The sequence below is a fragment of the Variovorax sp. PDC80 genome (assembly GCF_900115375.1).
Classification (GTDB): domain Bacteria; phylum Pseudomonadota; class Gammaproteobacteria; order Burkholderiales; family Burkholderiaceae_C; genus Variovorax.
The window spans coordinates 1-18,995 of the sequence record NZ_FOWG01000017.1; the positions used below are offsets into that span (position 1 = coordinate 1).

General features: G+C 65.8%; 14 protein-coding genes, 2 tRNA genes and 1 pseudogene. 16 read left to right on the top strand and 1 reads right to left on the bottom strand.

The features are described 5' to 3' along the window. From BM109_RS35250 to BM109_RS35325, 16 genes and pseudogenes are all read left to right on the top strand, one after another. Window positions 1–94 (top strand): annotated as a pseudogene (locus BM109_RS35250) (elongation factor Tu); the annotation flags it as partial. 18 nt (window positions 95–112) lie between these two features. Then, window positions 113–188, top strand: a tRNA-Trp gene (locus tag BM109_RS35255). Window positions 189–323: 135 nt separating this feature from the next. Continuing rightward, window positions 324–707 carry a preprotein translocase subunit SecE gene (gene secE, locus BM109_RS35260; RefSeq protein WP_093353725.1) on the top strand — a complete coding sequence of 128 codons (384 nt, stop codon included), beginning with the start codon at window positions 324–326 and terminating at the stop codon, window positions 705–707. A gap of 6 nt (window positions 708–713) precedes the next feature. Then, a complete protein-coding gene (nusG, locus tag BM109_RS35265; protein WP_064262260.1) occupies window positions 714–1,316 on the top strand; it encodes a transcription termination/antitermination protein NusG in 603 nt (200 codons plus the stop codon). A gap of 137 nt (window positions 1,317–1,453) precedes the next feature. Next, window positions 1,454–1,885 (top strand): 50S ribosomal protein L11, encoded by a 432-nt coding sequence (rplK, locus tag BM109_RS35270; protein WP_093206996.1) that lies wholly within the window; start codon window positions 1,454–1,456, stop codon window positions 1,883–1,885. Then, entirely contained in the window at window positions 1,886–2,584 is a 699-nt protein-coding gene (rplA, locus tag BM109_RS35275; RefSeq protein ID WP_093353727.1) for a 50S ribosomal protein L1, read from the top strand. A gap of 298 nt (window positions 2,585–2,882) precedes the next feature. Continuing rightward, complete coding sequence (gene rplJ, locus BM109_RS35280; protein ID WP_093353730.1) at window positions 2,883–3,416, top strand: 50S ribosomal protein L10; 534 nt, start codon at window positions 2,883–2,885, stop codon at window positions 3,414–3,416. Between the two features lie 51 nt (window positions 3,417–3,467). Further along, window positions 3,468–3,842, top strand: a complete 375-nt coding sequence (gene rplL / locus BM109_RS35285; RefSeq protein ID WP_093353732.1) for a 50S ribosomal protein L7/L12 — start codon at window positions 3,468–3,470, stop codon at window positions 3,840–3,842. Between the two features lie 301 nt (window positions 3,843–4,143). After that, window positions 4,144–8,268, top strand: coding sequence for a DNA-directed RNA polymerase subunit beta (gene rpoB, locus BM109_RS35290; protein ID WP_093353734.1), 4,125 nt, complete (start codon window positions 4,144–4,146; stop codon window positions 8,266–8,268). A gap of 19 nt (window positions 8,269–8,287) precedes the next feature. Continuing rightward, a complete protein-coding gene (rpoC, locus tag BM109_RS35295) occupies window positions 8,288–12,517 on the top strand; it encodes a DNA-directed RNA polymerase subunit beta' (RefSeq protein ID WP_093353736.1) in 4,230 nt (1,409 codons plus the stop codon). A 135-nt stretch (window positions 12,518–12,652) separates the two neighbouring features. Continuing rightward, window positions 12,653–13,273, top strand: coding sequence for a LemA family protein (locus tag BM109_RS35300; protein WP_093353739.1), 621 nt, complete (start codon window positions 12,653–12,655; stop codon window positions 13,271–13,273). A 116-nt stretch (window positions 13,274–13,389) separates the two neighbouring features. Continuing rightward, window positions 13,390–14,715, top strand: coding sequence for a 16S rRNA (cytosine(967)-C(5))-methyltransferase RsmB (rsmB, locus tag BM109_RS35305; protein ID WP_093354083.1), 1,326 nt, complete (start codon window positions 13,390–13,392; stop codon window positions 14,713–14,715). Then, window positions 14,696–15,334 carry a DUF4390 domain-containing protein gene (locus BM109_RS35310; protein ID WP_093353741.1) on the top strand — a complete coding sequence of 213 codons (639 nt, stop codon included), beginning with the start codon at window positions 14,696–14,698 and terminating at the stop codon, window positions 15,332–15,334. The genes rsmB and BM109_RS35310 overlap by 20 nt, the downstream gene beginning before the upstream one ends. After that, complete coding sequence (locus BM109_RS35315) at window positions 15,331–17,646, top strand: sensor histidine kinase (RefSeq protein WP_093353743.1); 2,316 nt, start codon at window positions 15,331–15,333, stop codon at window positions 17,644–17,646. Before BM109_RS35310 ends, BM109_RS35315 begins: the two co-directional genes overlap by 4 nt. 72 nt (window positions 17,647–17,718) lie before the next feature. Then, window positions 17,719–18,420, top strand: a complete 702-nt coding sequence (locus tag BM109_RS35320) for a response regulator (RefSeq protein WP_057596622.1) — start codon at window positions 17,719–17,721, stop codon at window positions 18,418–18,420. 81 nt (window positions 18,421–18,501) lie between these two features. Next, window positions 18,502–18,577 (top strand) — tRNA-Phe (locus tag BM109_RS35325). 85 nt (window positions 18,578–18,662) lie between these two features. On the opposite strand, the gene BM109_RS35330 is transcribed toward BM109_RS35325, so the two are convergent. Beyond that, window positions 18,663–18,953, bottom strand: coding sequence for a hypothetical protein (locus BM109_RS35330; RefSeq protein ID WP_093353745.1), 291 nt, complete (start codon window positions 18,951–18,953; stop codon window positions 18,663–18,665). Window positions 18,954–18,995: the final 42 nt, after the last annotated feature.

An 18,995-nucleotide genomic window follows, 5' to 3' on the forward strand; every position in this document is an offset into this window, starting at 1 on the left:
CCCGATCGCGATGGAAGAAGGCCTGCGCTTCGCCATCCGCGAAGGCGGCCGTACCGTGGGTTCGGGCGTCGTGGCCAAGATCCTCGACATCTAAGTCGGGCAAGAGTACCGGAGGGGTATAGCTCAATTGGCAGAGCGTCGGTCTCCAAAACCGAAGGTTGTAGGTTCGATTCCTACTGCCCCTGCCACCTAGGGTGGCCTCCGAAAACGACCCGCCGGACTCCGGCGGGAAGGCAAAAAAGCCCGTCGAGACCCGATGGGCTTCGCCGTCTCAAAACGGCGGCATGAATTGAGGCCGAAAGGCCGCAGGAAATCAGCCGAACATGGCCACTTCTCAAATCGAAACCGTGAGCACCGGTGCCGACAAGGCCAAGCTGGCCGTGGCGGCGCTGCTGGCAGTGGGCGCCATCGTGGCGTTCTATCTGCTGTCGCGCCAGGGCTCGCTGGTTCAGTGGGCCGCGCTGCTCGTGGGCCTGGCCGCCGCCGTGGCGACCTTCGGCAGCTCCGAGAACGGCCGCCAGCTCTGGGCTTTCGGCCGCGATTCGTGGCGCGAGGTCAAGAAGGTCGTCTGGCCGACCCGCAAGGAAGCGATGCAGATGACGGCTTATGTGTTCGCCTTCGTGGCGATCATGTCCGTCTTCCTCTGGCTCACCGACAAAACGCTCGAATGGGTGTTTTTTGACCTCATTCTGGGCTGGAAAAAGTAAGAACCAATGACCGACGACGCTGTTGAAACCACGCCGCCGGAGGAAAACGCCTCCGTCCTTGCGCCTGCTGCCAATCCCGATCTGCGTTGGTATGTGGTGCATGCCTATTCGGGCATGGAGAAGGCCGTCGAGCGGAACATCACCGAGCGCATCAACCGCGCCGGCATGCAGGACAAGTTCGGCCGCATCCTGGTCCCGACCGAGGAAGTGGTCGAGATCAAGAACGGCCAGAAGCGCACCACCGAGCGCCGCTTCTTCCCGGGCTACGTGCTGGTCGAAATGATCATGGACGACGAGAGCTGGCACCTGGTGAAGCACACCAACAAGGTGACGGGCTTCGTGGGCGGCGCCAAGAACCGTCCGGCTCCGATCTCGCAGAAAGAGGTCGAGGACATCGTCAGCCAGATGCAGCAGGGCACCGAGAAGCCGCGCCACAAGGTCGAGTTCACCGTGGGCGAACTCGTGCGCGTCAAGGAAGGTCCGTTCACCGACTTCAACGGCTCGGTCGAGGAAGTCAACTACGAGAAGAGCAAGGTGCGTGTCTCGGTCATGATCTTCGGCCGCGCCACCCCGGTGGAACTCGAATTCAGCCAGGTCGAGAAGACCTGACGCCCGCCCGGTCTTCGGATCGGGTCCCATTCCGGCAGCGCGCTATCCGACTCGGCGCGCGGCCTTGATCGAAGAGTCGTTCACCCCGGGGAGCCCAGGCCACAGGCCTCGGCGATATCACCCGCAAGGAGTAAAGCATGGCGAAAAAAATCGTCGGCTTCATCAAGCTGCAAGTGCCAGCTGGTAAGGCCAACCCGTCCCCGCCGATCGGTCCCGCACTCGGTCAGCGCGGTCTGAACATCATGGAATTCTGCAAGGCGTTCAACGCCCAGACGCAGAGCTACGAGCCGGGTCTGGCGCTGCCGGTGGTCATCACCGCCTTCGCCGACAAGAGCTTCACCTTCATCATCAAGTCGCCGCCCGCTGGCGTCCTGATCAAGAAGGCGATCAAGCTCGAGAAGGGCTCTGCGCGCCCGCACACCGACAAGGTCGGCAAGATCACGCGCGCCCAGCTCGAAGAGATCGCAAAGACCAAGATGAAGGACCTGACCGCTGCCGACATGGACGCAGCAGTTCGCACCATCGCTGGTACGGCCCGTTCCATGGGCGTGAATGTGGAGGGCGTGTAAATGGCCAAGATCACCAAGAAGCAGAAGTCGCTCGAAGGCAAGGTCGACAGCACCAAGCTGTACCCGCTGACTGACGCGATCACCATCGTCAAGGAAGCCGCCACCGCCAAGTTCGACGAATCGATCGACGTGGCCGTGCAGCTCGGCATCGACGCGAAGAAGTCGGACCAGGTCGTGCGTGGCGCCGTCGTGCTGCCCAATGGCACCGGCAAGACCAAGCGCGTGGCCGTGTTCGCCCAAGGCGCCAAGGCTGAAGAAGCCAAGGCCGCCGGCGCCGACATCGTCGGCATGGACGACCTGGCTGCCATGGTCAAGGCGGGCGACATGCCCTTCGACATCGTGATCGCCGCACCCGACGCCATGCGCGTGGTCGGTACGCTCGGCCAGATCCTCGGCCCGCGCGGCCTGATGCCGAACCCGAAGGTCGGCACCGTGACGCCCGACGTCGCGACCGCCGTGAAGAACGCCAAGGCTGGCCAGGTTCAGTTCCGCGTCGACAAGGCCGGCATCGTGCATGGCACGATCGGCCGTCGTTCGTTCGACACCGACAAGCTGCAAGGCAACCTCGCCGCGCTGATCGATGCCCTGGTCAAGGCCAAGCCGGCCTCGAGCAAGGGTATCTACCTGCGCAAGGTCGCCGTGTCGTCGACGATGGGCGTGGGTGTCCGCGTGGACACGCAGACCATCGCCGCTGCCTGATCGGGCGGAAGCGAAGGCAAATGTAGATTGGCCCGGCTCCGGCTCCGCAAGGATTTGGAACTGGGCGAATGTGGTGGGTCGCGGCGGCTTCGGTTGCCGCGGGCCATCCAAGACCGCTGGTGTGCAGGTTGCCTGCACTTAATCACCCGGCCCCCGCCGGGCAGCCAGCGCAGATGGCGATCCCGCTGCAAGGAATTCGAGTTTTCTGACGAATGGGTTCCGAAACAGTTGGTCGCTGCATGAGGCGCGGTCCGAGGTTCATGAAACAACCGAAGACCGCATTGAAAAGGAGTAGACCTTGAGTCTGAATCGCAGTGAGAAAGAAGCGGTCATCAATGAAGTGACCAGCCTCGCCGCAAAAGCTCAAACGCTCGTGATGGCGGAATACCGTGGCATCACGGTGGCCGATATGACCAAACTGCGCGCCGAAGCTCGCAGCAAGGGTGTGAGCCTGAGTGTTCTGAAGAACACCCTGGCCCGCCGTGCTGTGGCTGGCAGCTCGTTTGAGATCGTCGGCGACCAGATGACCGGTCCGCTGATCTATGGCTTCTCCGAAGACGCCGTGGCCGCCGCGAAGGTGGTGGCCGATTTCGCGAAAACCAACGACAAGCTGGTGATTCGCGGTGGCGCATTCGGTGGCAAGGCCCTGGACGTCGACGGCGTGAAGCAACTGGCCAACATCCCTTCCAAGGAAGTGCTGCTGGCGCAACTGCTGGGCTTGATGCAATCGCCGATCTCTCGTACCGCCCGCGTGCTCGCGGCGCTGGCCGAGAAGCGCGGTGGTGGCGAAGCTGCACCCGCCGATGCACCGGCAGAAGCGCAGGCGGCTTGATAGCCCAAGCCTTGCGTTTGAAAAATTCAACCCAATTGTTAGGAAACCAAAATGGCATTCGATAAAGACGCATTTCTGACCGCGCTGGACAGCATGACGGTCCTCGAGCTCAACGACCTGGTCAAGGCCATCGAAGAGAAGTTCGGCGTGAGCGCCGCTGCAATGTCGGCTCCGGCCCAAGGTGGTGGCGCAACCGCTGCCGTGGTCGAAGAAAAGACCGAATTCAACGTCGTGCTGGCCGATGTCGGCGCGAACAAGGTGTCGGTCATCAAGGCCGTGCGCGAAATCACCGGCCTGGGCCTCAAGGAAGCCAAGGACCTGGTGGAAGCCGCTCCCAAGGCCGTCAAGGAAGGCCTGTCGAAGGCTGACGCCGACGCTGCCAAGAAGAAGCTGGAAGAAGCCGGCGCCAAGGTGGAACTGAAGTAATTCAGACCCCCTCGAGGGCTGGAGGTGCCTGAAAAAGGCCCTCCAGCCTTTGCCGCTTTCAGAGCGCACTCAAAAGTCGGCTTGATGCCGGCTTTCCGGAGACCAGGAGGTCGAGGGAAATGCCAAATCAAGACGTTTTTTGAGTGTCTTCTGACCCCGACTGCAGAAGACCCCTTGGTTCGGGCGATGTGCAACGCATCGCTGTCCGCCAACGGCTGGTAGTGGCCAGCCGCCAAGCAGTGGTGCCGTTCGTCCCGGCATTGCTGACAAGTCGCTGAAGATCTCAAGCACCGGAGCTCTCATGGCCCAATCGTCCGCGTACAGTTACACCGAACGCAAGCGCATCCGAAAAAGTTTCGGCAGCCGCGACAGCGTCGTCGAAATTCCCTACCTGCTGCAGATGCAGAAGGACGCCTACACGGCGTTCCTGCAAGCGGGCATCGCTCCGCAAAAACGCACCGTCGAAGGCCTGCAGGCCGCGTTCGACGCCGCCTTCCCGATCGTCTCGCACAACGGTTTCGTCGAGATGAAGTTCCTCGAGTACAACCTGGCGAAGCCGGCGTTCGATGTGCGCGAGTGCCAGACCCGTGGTCTGACCTTCGCCTCGGCGGTGCGCGCCAAGGTCCAGCTCATCATCTATGACCGCGAGTCGTCGACCTCGCAGTCGAAGGTGGTCAAGGAAGTGAAGGAGCAAGAGGTCTACATGGGCGAAGTGCCGCTCATGACCGAGAAGGGCTCGTTCATCATCAACGGCACGGAACGCGTGATCGTTTCGCAGCTGCACCGTTCGCCGGGCGTGTTCTTCGAACACGACAAGGGCAAGACGCACAGCTCGGGCAAGCTGCTGTTCTCGGCCCGCGTGATTCCCTACCGCGGTTCGTGGCTCGACTTCGAGTTCGACCCGAAGGACATGCTGTACTTCCGCGTCGACCGTCGCCGCAAGATGCCGGTCACGATCCTGCTGAAGGCCATCGGCCTGAACCCGGAATCGATCCTCGCGAACTTCTTCGTGAACGACAACTTCCGCCTGATGGACAGCGGCGCGCAGATGGAGTTCGTCTCCGAGCGCCTGCGCGGCGAAGTCGCGCGCTTCGACATCACCGACAAGTCGGGCAAGGTCGTGGTCGCCAAGGACAAGCGGGTCACCGCGCGCCACACGCGCGAACTCGAGCAGGGCGGCACCACGCACATCAGCGTGCCGGAAGACTTCCTGATCGGCCGCGTGATCGCACGCAACATCGTCGATGCCGATTCGGGCGAGATCCTGTCCAAGGCCAACGACGAGCTGACCGAAGCGCTGCTGAAGAAGCTGCGCGGCGCCGGCGTGCAGGACATCCAGGTCATCTACACCAACGAACTCGACCAGGGCGCGTACATCTCGCAGACCCTGCGCATCGACGAAACGGTGGACGAGTTCGCCGCGCGCGTGGCGATCTACCGCATGATGCGCCCCGGCGAGCCGCCGACGGAAGACGCGGTGCAGGCCCTGTTCCAGCGCCTGTTCTACAACCCGGACACGTACGACCTGTCGCGCGTCGGCCGCATGAAGTTCAACGCCAAGGTCGGCCGCGACGAATCGACCGGCCCGATGGTGCTGACCAACGAGGACATCCTGGCCGTCGTCAAGATCCTCGTCGACCTGCGCAACGGCAACGGCGAAGTCGACGACATCGACCACCTCGGCAACCGCCGCGTGCGTTGCGTCGGCGAGCTGGCCGAGAACCAGTACCGCACCGGCCTGGCCCGTATCGAGAAGGCCGTGAAGGAACGTCTGGGTCAGGCGGAGCAAGAGCCGCTGATGCCGCACGACCTGATCAACAGCAAGCCGATCTCGGCCGCGCTGAAGGAATTCTTCGGCGCCTCGCAGCTGTCGCAGTTCATGGACCAGACGAACCCGCTGTCCGAAATCACCCACAAGCGCCGCGTGTCGGCCCTTGGCCCGGGCGGTCTGACGCGCGAACGTGCCGGCTTCGAAGTGCGCGACGTGCACGTGACCCACTACGGCCGCGTGTGCCCGATCGAAACGCCCGAAGGCCCGAACATCGGCCTGATCAACTCGCTGGCCCTGTATGCCCGCCTGAACGAATACGGCTTCATCGAGACGCCGTATCGCCGCGTGGTCGACAGCAAGGTCACGAACGAGATCGACTACCTGTCGGCCATCGAGGAAGGCAAGTACGTCATCGCCCAGGCCAACGCGGCCCTGGACAAGGACGGCGTGCTGACCGGCGACCTGGTCTCGGCGCGTGAAGCCGGCGAATCGATCCTGGTCGGTGCCGAGCGCATCCAGTACATGGACGTGTCGCCCGCACAGATCGTGTCGGTGGCCGCCTCGCTGGTTCCGTTCCTCGAGCACGACGACGCGAACCGCGCGCTGATGGGCGCCAACATGCAGCGTCAGGCCGTGCCCGTGCTGCGCCCCGAGAAGCCGATGGTCGGCACCGGCATCGAGCGCGTCTCCGCGGTCGACTCCGGCACCGTGGTCACGGCCACCCGCGGCGGTATCGTCGACTACGTCGACGCGACCCGTGTCGTGGTGCGCGTGAACGACGACGAGGCCGCGGCCGGCGAAGTCGGCGTGGACATCTACAACCTGATCAAGTATCAGCGTTCGAACCAGAACACCAACATCCACCAGCGTCCGATCGTCAAGCGCGGCGACAAGATCGCCAAGGGCGACGTGGTGGCCGACGGTGCATCGACCGACCTCGGCGAACTGGCCCTGGGCCAGAACATGCTGATCGCGTTCATGCCCTGGAACGGCTACAACTTCGAAGACTCGATCCTGATCTCCGAACGCATCGTGGCCGACGACCGCTACACCTCGATCCACATCGAGGAACTGGTGGTGATGGCCCGCGACACCAAGCTCGGTGCCGAGGAAATCACGCGCGACATCCCGAACCTGGCCGAACAGCAGCTCAACCGCCTCGACGAGTCCGGCATCATCTACGTGGGTGCCGAAGTCATGCCCGGCGACACGCTGGTGGGCAAGGTCACGCCGAAGGGCGAGACCACGCTGACGCCGGAAGAGAAGCTGCTGCGCGCCATCTTCGGCGAGAAGGCTTCGGACGTGAAGGACACCTCGCTGCGCGTGGACCAGGGCTCGCAAGGCACCGTGATCGACGTGCAGGTGTTCACCCGCGAAGGCATCCAGCGCGACAAGCGTGCCCAGCAGATCATCGACGACGAGCTCAAGCGCTTCCGCCTCGACCTGAACGACCAGCTTCGCATCGTCGAGGCCGACGCGTTCGACCGGATCGAGAAGCTGCTGATCGGCAAGGCCGCCAACGGCGGCCCGAACAAGCTCGCCAAGGGCACCAAGCTCGACAAGGCCTACCTGTCGTCGGTCGAGAAGTTCCACTGGTTCGACATCCGTCCGGCCGACGAGGAAGTGGCCTCGCAGCTGGAGTCGATCAAGAACTCGCTCGAGCAGACGCGCCACAGCTTCGACCTCGCGTTCGAAGAAAAGCGCAAGAAGCTCACGCAGGGCGACGAGCTGCCCGCGGGCGTGCTCAAGATGGTCAAGGTCTACCTGGCCGTCAAGCGCCGCCTGCAACCCGGCGACAAGATGGCCGGCCGCCACGGCAACAAGGGCGTGGTGTCGAAGATCGTTCCGATCGAAGACATGCCGCACATGGCCGACGGCACGCCGTGCGACATCTGCCTGAACCCGCTGGGCGTGCCCTCGCGGATGAACGTGGGGCAGGTGCTCGAGGTGCATCTGGGCTGGGCCGGCAAGGGCATCGGCCAGCGCATCGGCGATCTGCTGCAGCAGGAGGCCAAGGCGGCCGAGCTGCGCAAGTTCATGGAGCAGCTGTACAACGGCTCGGGCCGCGAAGAGAACATCGCCTCGCTGAGCGACGGTGAAGTGCTCGAGATGGCATCGAACCTGCAAAACGGCGCGACCTTCGCGACGCCCGTGTTCGACGGCGCCTCGGAAGAGGAAATCCGCGGCATGCTGAAGCTGGCCTACCCGGACGACATCGCGAAGGCCAAGGGCCTGACCGAGACGCGCACGCAGGCCTACCTGTTCGACGGCCGCACCGGCGACCAGTTCGAGCGTCCCGTCACCGTCGGCTACATGCACTTCCTGAAGCTGCATCACCTGGTGGACGACAAGATGCACGCCCGCTCGACCGGCCCGTACTCGCTGGTCACGCAGCAGCCGCTGGGCGGCAAGGCGCAATTCGGCGGCCAGCGTTTCGGGGAAATGGAAGTGTGGGCGCTCGAAGCGTACGGCGCTGCCTACGTCCTGCAGGAAATGCTGACCGTGAAGTCCGACGACGTGCAGGGCCGTACCAAGGTCTACGAAAGCATCGTCAAGGGCGAGCATTCGATCGAAGCCGGCATGCCGGAATCGTTCAACGTGCTGGTCAAGGAAATCCGTTCGCTGGGTCTCGACATCGAGCTCGAGCGTTCGTAAACGAAGGGGATAGAGTCTTATGAAATCGCTACTCGACCTGTTCAAGCAGTTCACCCCGGATGAGCATTTCGATGCCATCAAGATCGGCATGGCTTCGCCCGAAAAGATCCGCTCGTGGTCTTTCGGCGAGGTGAAGAAGCCCGAGACGATCAACTACCGCACGTTCAAACCCGAACGCGACGGCCTGTTCTGCGCCAAGATCTTCGGCCCGATCAAGGACTACGAGTGCCTGTGCGGCAAGTACAAGCGCCTCAAGCACCGCGGCGTGATCTGCGAGAAGTGCGGCGTCGAAGTCACGCAGACCAAGGTCCGCCGCGAGCGCATGGGTCACATCGACCTGGCCGCTCCCTGCGCGCACATCTGGTTCCTGAAGTCGCTGCCGTCGCGCCTGGGCCTCGTGCTCGACATGACGCTGCGCGACATCGAACGCGTGCTGTACTTCGAAGCCTACGTGGTGACCGACCCCGGCATGACCCCGCTGAAGAAGTTCAGCATCATGTCCGAGGACGACTACGACACGAAGCGCAAGGAATACGGTGACGAGTTCATCGCCAAGATGGGCGCCGAAGGCATCAAGGACCTGCTGGAAGGCATCGAGCTCGACAGCGAGATCGAGAAGCTGCGCGGCGACCTGACCGGTTCCGAAGTCAAGGTCAAGAAGAACTCCAAGCGCCTGAAGGTGCTCGAGGCCTTCCGCAAGTCGGGCATCAAGCCCAACTGGATGGTGCTCGACGTGCTGCCCGTGCTGCCGCCGGACCTGCGTCCGCTGGTGCCGCTGGACGGCGGCCGCTTCGCGACCTCCGACCTGAATGACCTGTACCGCCGCGTCATCAACCGCAACTCGCGTCTGCGTCGCCTGCTGGAGCTCAAGGCCCCGGAAATCATCGCGCGCAACGAAAAGCGGATGCTGCAGGAAGCCGTCGACTCGCTGCTGGACAACGGCCGCCGCGGCAAGGCCATGACGGGCGCCAACAAGCGCGCGCTCAAGTCGCTGGCCGACATGATCAAGGGCAAGAGCGGTCGCTTCCGCCAGAATCTGCTGGGCAAGCGCGTCGACTACTCGGGCCGTTCGGTCATCGTGGTGGGCCCGACGCTCAAGCTGCACCAGTGCGGCCTGCCGAAGCTGATGGCGCTCGAGCTGTTCAAGCCCTTCATCTTCTCGCGCCTCGAAGCCATGGGCATCGCGACCACGATCAAGGCGGCCAAGAAGGAAGTCGAATCGGGCACGCCGGTGGTCTGGGACATCCTGGAAGAGGTGATCAAGGAACACCCGGTGATGCTGAACCGTGCGCCTACGCTGCACCGTCTGGGCATCCAGGCCTTCGAGCCGATCCTGATCGAAGGCAAGGCGATCCAGCTGCATCCGCTGGTGTGCGCGGCCTTCAACGCCGACTTCGACGGCGACCAGATGGCCGTCCACGTGCCGCTGTCGGTGGAAGCGCAGATGGAAGCCCGCACGCTGATGCTGGCCTCCAACAACGTGCTGTTCCCGGCTTCGGGCGAACCGTCGATCGTTCCCTCGCAGGACGTGGTGCTGGGTCTGTACTACACGACCCGTGACCGCATCAACGGCAAGGGCGAAGGCCTGATCTTCTCGGACATCGGTGAAGTGCAGCGCGCGCTCGACGCCAACGTGGTCGAGCTGACCGCCAAGGTCGCCGTGCGCATCACGGAGTACACCAAGAACAAGGAAAGCGGCGAATTCGAGCCGTCGACCTCGCTCGTGGACACCACCGTGGGCCGTGCCCTGCTGTCCGAGATCCTGCCGAAGGGCCTGCCGTTCTCGAACATCAACAAGGCGCTGAAAAAGAAGGAAATCTCCAAGCTCATCAACGTGAGCTTCCGCAAGTGCGGCCTGAAGGAGACCGTGGTCTTCGCCGACAAGCTGCTGCAGAACGGTTTCCGCCTCGCGACCAAGGCCGGCATCTCGATCGCCATCGACGACATGCTGGTGCCCGCTGAAAAGCACGGCATCATCGATCGCTCGGCCAAGGAAGTGAAGGAGATCGAACAGCAGTACGTCTCCGGTCTCGTGACCTCCGGCGAGCGCTACAACAAGGTGGTGGACATCTGGGGCAAGGCCGGCGACGAAGTGTCGAAGGTCATGATGGCCAAGCTGTCGAAGCAGAAGGTCATCGACCGCCACGGCAAGGAAGTCGAGCAGGAGTCCTTCAACTCGATCTACATGATGGCCGACTCGGGTGCCCGCGGTTCCGCGGCCCAGATTCGCCAGGTGGCCGGCATGCGTGGCCTGATGGCCAAGCCGGATGGCTCGATCATCGAGACGCCCATCACCGCGAACTTCCGCGAAGGCCTGAACGTGCTGGAGTACTTCATCTCCACCCACGGTGCCCGTAAGGGTCTGGCCGACACGGCGCTGAAGACGGCGAACTCGGGTTACCTGACCCGCCGTCTGGTCGACGTGACGCAGGATCTGGTGGTGATCGAGCAGGACTGCGGTACGCACGACGGCGCGCTGATGCGCGCGATCGTGGAGGGCGGTGAAGTCATCGAATCGCTGCGCGACCGTATCCTTGGCCGCAGCGTGGCCGAAGACGTGCTGCACCCCGAGACGCGTGCCGTGCTGGTCAAGGCCGGCGACATGCTCGACGAAGACACGATCGACGCCATCGAAGCCGACGGCGTGGACGAAGTCAAGGTCCGCACCGCGCTGACCTGCGCCACGCGCTTCGGCATCTGCGCCAAGTGCTACGGCCGCGACCTCGGCCGCGGCGGCCTGGTGAACAACGGCGAAGCGGTCGGCGTGATCGCGGCGCAGTCGATCGGCGAACCGGGCACGCAGCTCACGATGCGTACCTTCCACATCGGTGGTGCGGCTTCGCGCGCGGCGGTCGCTTCGAGCGTCGAGGCCAAGTCCAACGGCGTGATCGGCTTCAACGCCACGATGCGCTACGTGACCAACAGCAAGAACGAGCTGGTGGTGATCGCACGTTCGGGCGAGATCGTCATCCATGACGAGCACGGCCGCGAGCGCGAACGCCACAAGGTGCCGTACGGCGCGACGCTGACGGTCAAGGCCGACCAGCAGATCAAGGCCGGCCACGTGCTCGCCAACTGGGACCCGCTGACGCGCCCGATCATCACGGAATTCGCCGGCAAGACCCAGTTCGAGAACGTCGAGGAAGGCCTCACGGTCGCCAAGCAGGTGGACGAAGTGACCGGTCTGTCGACCCTGGTCGTGATCGACCCGAAGCGCCGCGGCGCTGCCAAGGTCGTGCGTCCGCAGGTCAAGCTGATCGATGCCTCGGGCGCCGAGGTGAAGATCCCCGGCACCGACCACTCGGTGACGATCGGCTTCCCGATCGGCGCGCTGATCCAGGTGCGTGACGGCCAGGACGTGGGCCCCGGCGAAGTGCTGGCGCGTATTCCGGTCGAAGGCCAGAAGACCCGCGACATCACCGGCGGTCTGCCGCGCGTGGCCGAGCTGTTCGAAGCCCGTTCGCCGAAGGACAAGGGCATGCTGGCCGAGATGACCGGCACCGTGTCGTTCGGCAAGGAAACGAAGGGCAAGATCCGCCTGCAGATCACCGACCCGGAAGGCAAGGTCTGGGAAGAACTCGTGCCGAAGGAAAAGAACATCCTGGTGCACGAAGGCCAGGTGGTGAACAAGGGCGAAAGCGTGGTCGACGGTCCGGCGGATCCGCAGGACATCCTGCGCCTGCTGGGTTCGGAAGAACTCGCGCGCTACATCGTGGACGAGGTGCAGGACGTGTACCGCCTGCAGGGCGTGAAGATCAACGACAAGCACATCGAGGTGATCGTTCGCCAGATGCTGCGCCGCGTCGTGGTCGACAACGTCGGCGACACCAGCTACATCTCGGGCGAACAGGTCGAACGCAGCGAAATGCTCAACACCAACGACGCCCTGCGCGCCGAAGGCAAGATCCCCGCGACGTTCACCAACCTGCTGCTCGGTATCACGAAGGCGTCGCTGTCGACCGACTCGTTCATCTCCGCCGCTTCGTTCCAGGAAACGACGCGCGTGCTGACCGAAGCCGCGATCATGGGCAAGCGCGACGAGCTGCGCGGCCTGAAGGAAAACGTCATCGTCGGCCGCCTGATTCCCGCGGGCACCGGCATGGCGTACCACCTGGCACGCAAGGCCAAGGACGAGATGGACGAGGCCGAGCGCCGCGCCATCGCCGAGTCCGAAGCCGCCGAGCTCGCCGGTTCGTCCAGCGATGCCACCAGCACGGTCGACGCCAGCGAAGGCGCCGCGACCGAATAACTGGTTAGCATCGCCCGGCCGTGACCGGTCGTGAACGCCTCCCGGCTTGACGGTCGGGAGGCGTTTTTCATGGGGGGCCGCGGTTTTCCGCGCGTCCTCCCGTCTTCCTTTTCAGCTTTTCCTGGAGTGCCATCGATGAGCGTGTTGCCCGATTCGCTGGCCGGCTGGATCGTCGTGGCCGTGCTGCTGTTCTGGTTTGTCGGCGCTTACAACCGGCTGGTGCGCCTGCGGGCCGCGGTGCTGCAGGCCTATGCCACGCTGGACGCCGCGCTGACGCGCCAACTCGACTTCGTGCAGACCAGCCTGAGCGCGCCGTCGGCCGCCGAGGAATCGACCGATCCCGCGGCGGGCGCCTCTTCGCTGCAGGCCGCGACCACGCAGATGGCCACCCTGCTCGGCGCGACCCGGCAGCGTCCGCTCGAGGCCGGCAGCATGTCGGCGCTCGCGACCGCGCTGCAGGTGCTGCTGACCGCCTGGCAGCGCCGGCATCCGGATGCGGTGACCTCCTTCCATCCCGACGGCACGCTGTCGCGTCCCGCGGGCCAGGCTTCGACGGCGAACGCGCTGGTGCCCGTGACGGCCACCGGCGCGATCGCGGCCGAGCCGATGGCCTGGCCCGAACCCTCGGCCGCCGCCGAGATCGCGCGCACCCAGTTCAACCTCGCGGTCGCCAGCTACAACGCGGCGCTCGCCCAGTTCCCGGCGCTGCTGGTGGCATGGGCCGTGCGTCTGAGGCCCGCGGCGCCGCTGCACTGAACTTCGGCCGCCGATTTCGTTCATGACATTGCCTGGGTGGCGGACATCCGGGCCCTTTAACATCGCCCGCATTGCCTGCTCTTCCTTCTGACCCCTCGCACGGCGGCGCTTCGCCGCTGCAACCTCCGCTCTGGCGCCAACTGCAATTGACCGCAGGGGCGCTGGCGTCGATCCGCGCCGGCACCTCGGGCTCGGTCGCCTTCGAGGCCGTCGAACCCGCGCTGCGCCCCGGCGTCCAGGCCCTGGGCTTCCAGGTGCTGCGCTGGCTGGGCCGTGCCGAAGCCCTGCGCCGCCACCTCGCCAAGCGCACGCCGCCGCCGCTGCCCGATGCGCTGCTGTGCACCGCGCTCGCGCTGGCCTGGGACGCGGGGCAGTCGCCCTACGAGCCCTTCACGCTGGTCGACCAGACCGTGGAGGCCGCCAAGCGCAACCCGGCCACGCGCGCGCAGGCCAGCTTCATCAATGCCTGCCTGCGGCGCTTCCTGCGCGAGCGCGACGAACTCGTGGCCGCGACCGATGCCGAACCGGTGGCGCACTGGAACCATCCGCGCTGGTGGATCGAGAAGCTCAAGCGCGACCATCCGCGCGACTGGCAGCGCGTGCTGCAGGCCGACAACGCCCAGGCGCCGATGACCTTGCGCGTGAACCTGCGCAAGACGGCCGCCGGCCCTTACCGCAACGAACTTGCGGCACTCGACATGCCGGCCACGCCGGTCGCGGCCAGCGGGCTGCAGCTCGCGCGCGCGCGGCCGGTGCAGCAGCTGCCCGGTTTCGCCGACGGCGCCTGCTCGGTGCAGGACGCCGCGGCCCAGCTCGCGGCGCCGCTGCTGCTCGACGGGCTCGCGGCGCCGGCCGGCCGGCGGCTGCGCGTGCTCGATGCCTGCGCCGCGCCCGGCGGCAAGACCGCCCACCTGCTCGAACTCGCAGGCCCCGATGTGCTCGAACTGACCGCGCTCGAGGTCGACGCCGTGCGCAGCCGCCGCATCGACGAGACCCTGGCCCGCCTGGACCTGCAGGCCAAGGTGGTGGTGGCCGACGCGGGACGGCCCGCCGACTGGTGGGACGGCCAGCCTTTCGACGCCATCCTGCTCGATGCCCCGTGCACCGCCTCGGGCATCGTGCGCCGCCATCCGGACGTGCGCTGGCTGCGCCGCGAGAGCGATACCGCCCAGCTCGCCCTGCAGCAGGCCGCGCTGCTGGCGGCGCTCTGGCCCCTGGTCCGGCCCGGCGGACGGCTGCTTTACTGCACCTGTTCGGTGTTTCGGGAAGAGGGTTCGCAACAGATCGATGCGTTTCTTGCACACAACACCGACGCCCGATTGCGGCCATCGCCGGGGCATTTGCTGCCTCAAAGCGGGGCGAATGCCCGTGCCGTCCAGGACAATCCCCTGGGTGACCACGACGGCTTTTTCTACGCCCTGCTTGAAAAGCACCCGGGTTGAACCGCGCAAGCCCCGGTGGCTGGTGCTGCTGGCGCTGGTGGTCGTGCTGCTCGTCACGGTGCTGGCGCCGCCCGTGCTGGCCCAGACGCGCAATGCCGCCGCCGTCACCCAGATGCGGCTCGAGCAGTCCGACGATGCCGTCTACCTCAATGCCGCCGTGCAGTTCGAGCTGCCCGCGCTGGTCGAGGACGTGCTCGACAAGGGCATCGCGATCTACTTCGTGGCCGAGGCCGAGATGTTCCAGGAGCGCTGGTACTGGACCGACCGCAAGGTCGCGCAGGCCACGCGCCACATGCGGCTGGCCTACCAGCCGCTGACCCGCCGCTGGCGGCTCAACATCTCGCCGCTGCCGCTGTCGGGCTCGGCCAGCTTCAGCCTGTCGCTGAACCAGAACTTCGACAGCCTCGCCGATGCGCTCGAGGCCGTGCGGCGCGTGGGCCGGCTGCGCATGGGCGATCCGGCCGAGATCGGCGACGACCCGCTGCATCAGGTCACCTTCCGCTTCCGGCTCGACACCTCGCAGCTGCCGCGGCCGTTCCAGATCGGCGTGGCCGGCCAGGCCGACTGGAACATCTCCGCCGAGCGCAGCGCGCGCCTGGCGGTGGAGAAGCAGCGGTGAGTTCCAAGCCGCGCAGCGGTGCCGCGGCCACGCCCGCCGCGCGCCGCTCGCGCGCGATGCGCTGGGCCGTGGGCGTCGGGGCCGCGCTGGTCACCGCCATCGGCCTGGTGCTGATGTTCCTGCTGGCCCAGGCCACCAACAACCGCGAGCTCTACGAGCGCTACTACGTGCGCCTGTTCGGCATCAACGTCGTGGTGGCGGTGGTGCTGGTGCTGGTGATCGGCTGGGTCGCGTTCCGGCTGCTGCGCCGGTTGCGGCAGGGCAAGTTCGGCAGCCGGCTGCTGATCAAGCTCGCCGCCATCTTCGCGCTGGTGGGCGTGGTGCCGGGCGCGCTGGTCTACGTCGTGTCCTACCAGTTCGTCGAGCGCTCGATCGAGAGCTGGTTCGACGTCAAGGTCGAGGGCGCGCTGAACTCGGGCCTGAACCTCGGGCGTGCCACGCTCGATGCGCTGTCCGACGACCTCGCGGCCAAGACGCGTGCGGCCGGCGGCCAGCTCGCGCAGGTCTCCGATGCCAGCGCCGGCCTCGCGCTCGAACGCATCCGCGACCAGCTCGAGGCCACCGACGTGGTGCTGTGGACCAACGCGGGCCAGCTCATCGCCACCGCGGGCGCGTCGCGCTTCCAGCTCAATCCCGAGCGGCCCACGCCGCAGCAGTTGCGCCAGGTGCGCGCCGACCGCGCGATCGCCCACATCGAGGGACTCGACGAGCCGCCGCCGGGCATCCTGCTGCCGCCGGCCACCGTGCGCGCGCTCGCGATGGTGCAGCGCCCGGGCTTCGACCTCGATGCCGCGCCGCGCTTCCTGCAGGTCACGCGGCCGCTGCCGCCCAACGTGGTGGCCAACGCGCTCGCGGTCGACAAGGCCAACCGCGAATACCAGGAGCGCGCGCTCGGGCGCGTGGGCCTGCGCCGCATGTACATCGGCACGCTCACGCTGAGCCTGTTCCTCGCCGTGTTCGGTGCCGTGCTGCTCGCGGTGCTGTTCGGCAACCAGCTCGCGCGGCCGCTGCTGGTGCTGGCCGATGGCGTGCGCCAGGTGGCCGCCGGCGACCTGCGGCCCACGGCCGTGTCGCAGGGCAAGGACGAGCTCGGCGGCCTCACGCGTTCGTTCGCCGTCATGACGCAGCAACTGGCCGAGGCACGCACCGCGGTCGAGAAGACCATGGGCCAGCTCGATGCCGCGCGCGCCAACCTGCAGACCATCCTCGACAACCTGACCTCGGGCGTGATCGTGCTCGATGCCGGCGGCACCGTGCTGTCGACCAACCCCGGCGCCACGCGCGTGCTGCGCGCGCCGCTCGCGGCCTACGAAGGCCAGCTGCTCACCGAGGTGCCGGGCCTGGCCGACTTCGGCGCCGCCGTGCAGCAGCAGTTCGAGGACTTCCTCGTGGAGCGCATGCAGCATGGCCTCGACCACTGGCAGCATGCCTTCGAACTGCACGCCACCGGCACCGACCTGCCGCAGCAGGAAGGCGCCATCAACATCGTGGCGCGCGGTGCCGAGCTGCCGGGCGCCGCGCGGCTGCTGGTGTTCGACGACATCTCCGAGATCGTCTCGGCGCAGCGCGCGCAGGCCTGGGGCGAGGTCGCGCGGCGGCTTGCGCACGAGATCAAGAACCCGCTCACGCCGATCCAGCTCTCGGCCGAACGGCTCGAGATGAAGCTCTCGGGCAAGGTCGCCGCGCCCGAGCAGGCGGTGCTGGTCAAGTCGGTGAAGACCATCGTCGACCAGGTCGATGCGATGAAGCGGCTGGTCAACGAATTCCGCGACTACGCGCGCCTGCCGGCCGCCGACCTCAAGCCCGTCGACCTCAATGCGCTGCTGGTCGACGTGCTTCATCTCTACAACGTCGAGACCATGCCGATCGCGCTGCGCTTCGAGCCCGACGAGCGCTGCCGCCCGATCCGCGGCGACGCGCAGCAATTGCGCCAGGTCATCCACAACCTGCTGCAGAACGCGCAGGATGCCGCCGAGGCCGCGGCCGGTGCCACCGGACGGCGCGGCGAGGTCGTCATCCGCACGCGGCTCGGCGATTCTGGACAGCGCGTGCGGCTCACCGTGCAGGACAGCGGACCGGGCTTCGCCGAGAACATTCTCAAGCGCGCGTTCGAGCCCTACGTCACGACGAAAACAAAAGGTACAGGTTTGGGGCTCGCGGTCGTCAAGAAGATCGCCGACGAGCACGGCGCGCGCATCGAGCTGTCCAACCGCGTCGTCGACGGGGCTATAGCCGGGGCGCAAGTCTCGCTATCATTCGCGCTGGCAGGCGAGCCGCAGGCAGCGGCCGCTCACACCGAAGATTCGAAGTAAGTCTTCCGCCGCGCGGCGCGACCGAACGAGGCCGTCGCACCAACACACCAGCGCATACAACAAGCAGCACTCATGGCAAACATTCTCGTGGTCGATGACGAGCTGGGCATCAGGGACCTGCTCTTCGAAATTCTCAATGACGAAGGCCACAACGTCGAACTCGCGGAGAACGCGGCCGAGGCACGTGCCGCGCGTCAGCGTGCGCGTCCCGATCTCGTGCTGCTCGACATCTGGATGCCCGACACCGATGGCGTGACCTTGCTCAAGGAGTGGTCCACCGCGGGCCTGCTCACGATGCCCGTCATCATGATGAGCGGCCACGCCACCATCGACACTGCCGTCGATGCCACGCGCATCGGTGCCTTCGCGTTTCTCGAAAAGCCCATCACCCTGCAGAAGCTGCTGAAGGCCGTCGAGCAGGGACTCGCGCGCGAGAGCGCGCGCCGCGCCGCGGCCGGTGTCGTTCCCACGCCCACCGGCCATGGCCAGCCGAGCGCCATCACCACCACCGGCGACAGCCTGCTGATGGCATCGCTCGCGTCGGTGCCCGTGCCCGACCAGGGCCCGCAGTCCACGCAGAGTTTCGATCTCGACCGTCCGTTGCGCGATGCGCGCGACGGTTTCGAGAAGGCCTACTTCGAATTCCACCTCGCGATGGAGAACGGTTCGATGACCCGCGTGGCCGAAAAGACCGGCCTCGAGCGCACCCATCTGTACCGAAAGCTCAAACAACTTGGTGTGGATCTTTCGCGAGGCCGCAGAAGCGCTGTATAATCGCAGGCTCCACACCGCAGCACGGTGGTTGAACAGGCCTCAAAGCCGGTTCTCCCGGTGATTCGGTGAGGTGCCATACCAGGCCCGGTAGCTCAGTTGGTAGAGCAGCGGATTGAAAATCCGCGTGTCGGTGGTTCGATTCCGCCCCAGGCCACCAAATTGCGAGGCGCTGCAACTTTCCGAGTTGCAGCGCCTTTTGCTTTTGGGCGTTGGTTCGAGTGCGCCAGCGGTAGCGGGCCCGCTCAGCGATAGGCCACGAGCAACAGCAGAATCAGCGTGATCCCCGCAGCGAGCATGCCCGCCTTGAGCAGCCTGCCGCCCAGTCCCTGGTGCGGCAGAAACTGCCGATCCGCCAGCGAGCGCAGGTCGAGGGCATCGGGATCGAAGCGCGCGAGGCCGACGCGGCGCCGGGCCTCGGTCTCGAGCAGATGGGCCGTGCCCCTGGCGTGCAGCTCGCCCTCGAGCGCGCGCTTGCGCCAGACGCGTGCCTGCTCCTCGAGTTCTCGGTCCGACAGTCCCTCTACGTTTCGCATGCCTGGATTTTGCCTACGGAATTCGGTTGACGTTGTCGCGCG

What these genes read in the sequence shown, in the direction of transcription:
- secE (WP_093353725.1), top strand. Translation starts at nt 324, where the DNA reads ATGGCCACTTCTCAAATCGAAACCGTGAGCACCGGTGCCGACAAGGCC.
- nusG (WP_064262260.1), top strand. Translation starts at nt 714, where the DNA reads ATGACCGACGACGCTGTTGAAACCACGCCGCCGGAGGAAAACGCCTCC.
- rplK (WP_093206996.1), top strand. Translation starts at nt 1,454, where the DNA reads ATGGCGAAAAAAATCGTCGGCTTCATCAAGCTGCAAGTGCCAGCTGGT.
- rplA (WP_093353727.1), top strand. Translation starts at nt 1,886, where the DNA reads ATGGCCAAGATCACCAAGAAGCAGAAGTCGCTCGAAGGCAAGGTCGAC.
- rplL (WP_093353732.1), top strand. Translation starts at nt 3,468, where the DNA reads ATGGCATTCGATAAAGACGCATTTCTGACCGCGCTGGACAGCATGACG.
- rpoB (WP_093353734.1), top strand. Translation starts at nt 4,144, where the DNA reads ATGGCCCAATCGTCCGCGTACAGTTACACCGAACGCAAGCGCATCCGA.
- rpoC (WP_093353736.1), top strand. Translation starts at nt 8,288, where the DNA reads ATGAAATCGCTACTCGACCTGTTCAAGCAGTTCACCCCGGATGAGCAT.
- BM109_RS35300 (WP_093353739.1), top strand. Translation starts at nt 12,653, where the DNA reads ATGAGCGTGTTGCCCGATTCGCTGGCCGGCTGGATCGTCGTGGCCGTG.
- BM109_RS35320 (WP_057596622.1), top strand. Translation starts at nt 17,719, where the DNA reads ATGGCAAACATTCTCGTGGTCGATGACGAGCTGGGCATCAGGGACCTG.
- BM109_RS35330 (WP_093353745.1), bottom strand. Translation starts at nt 18,953, where the DNA reads ATGCGAAACGTAGAGGGACTGTCGGACCGAGAACTCGAGGAGCAGGCA.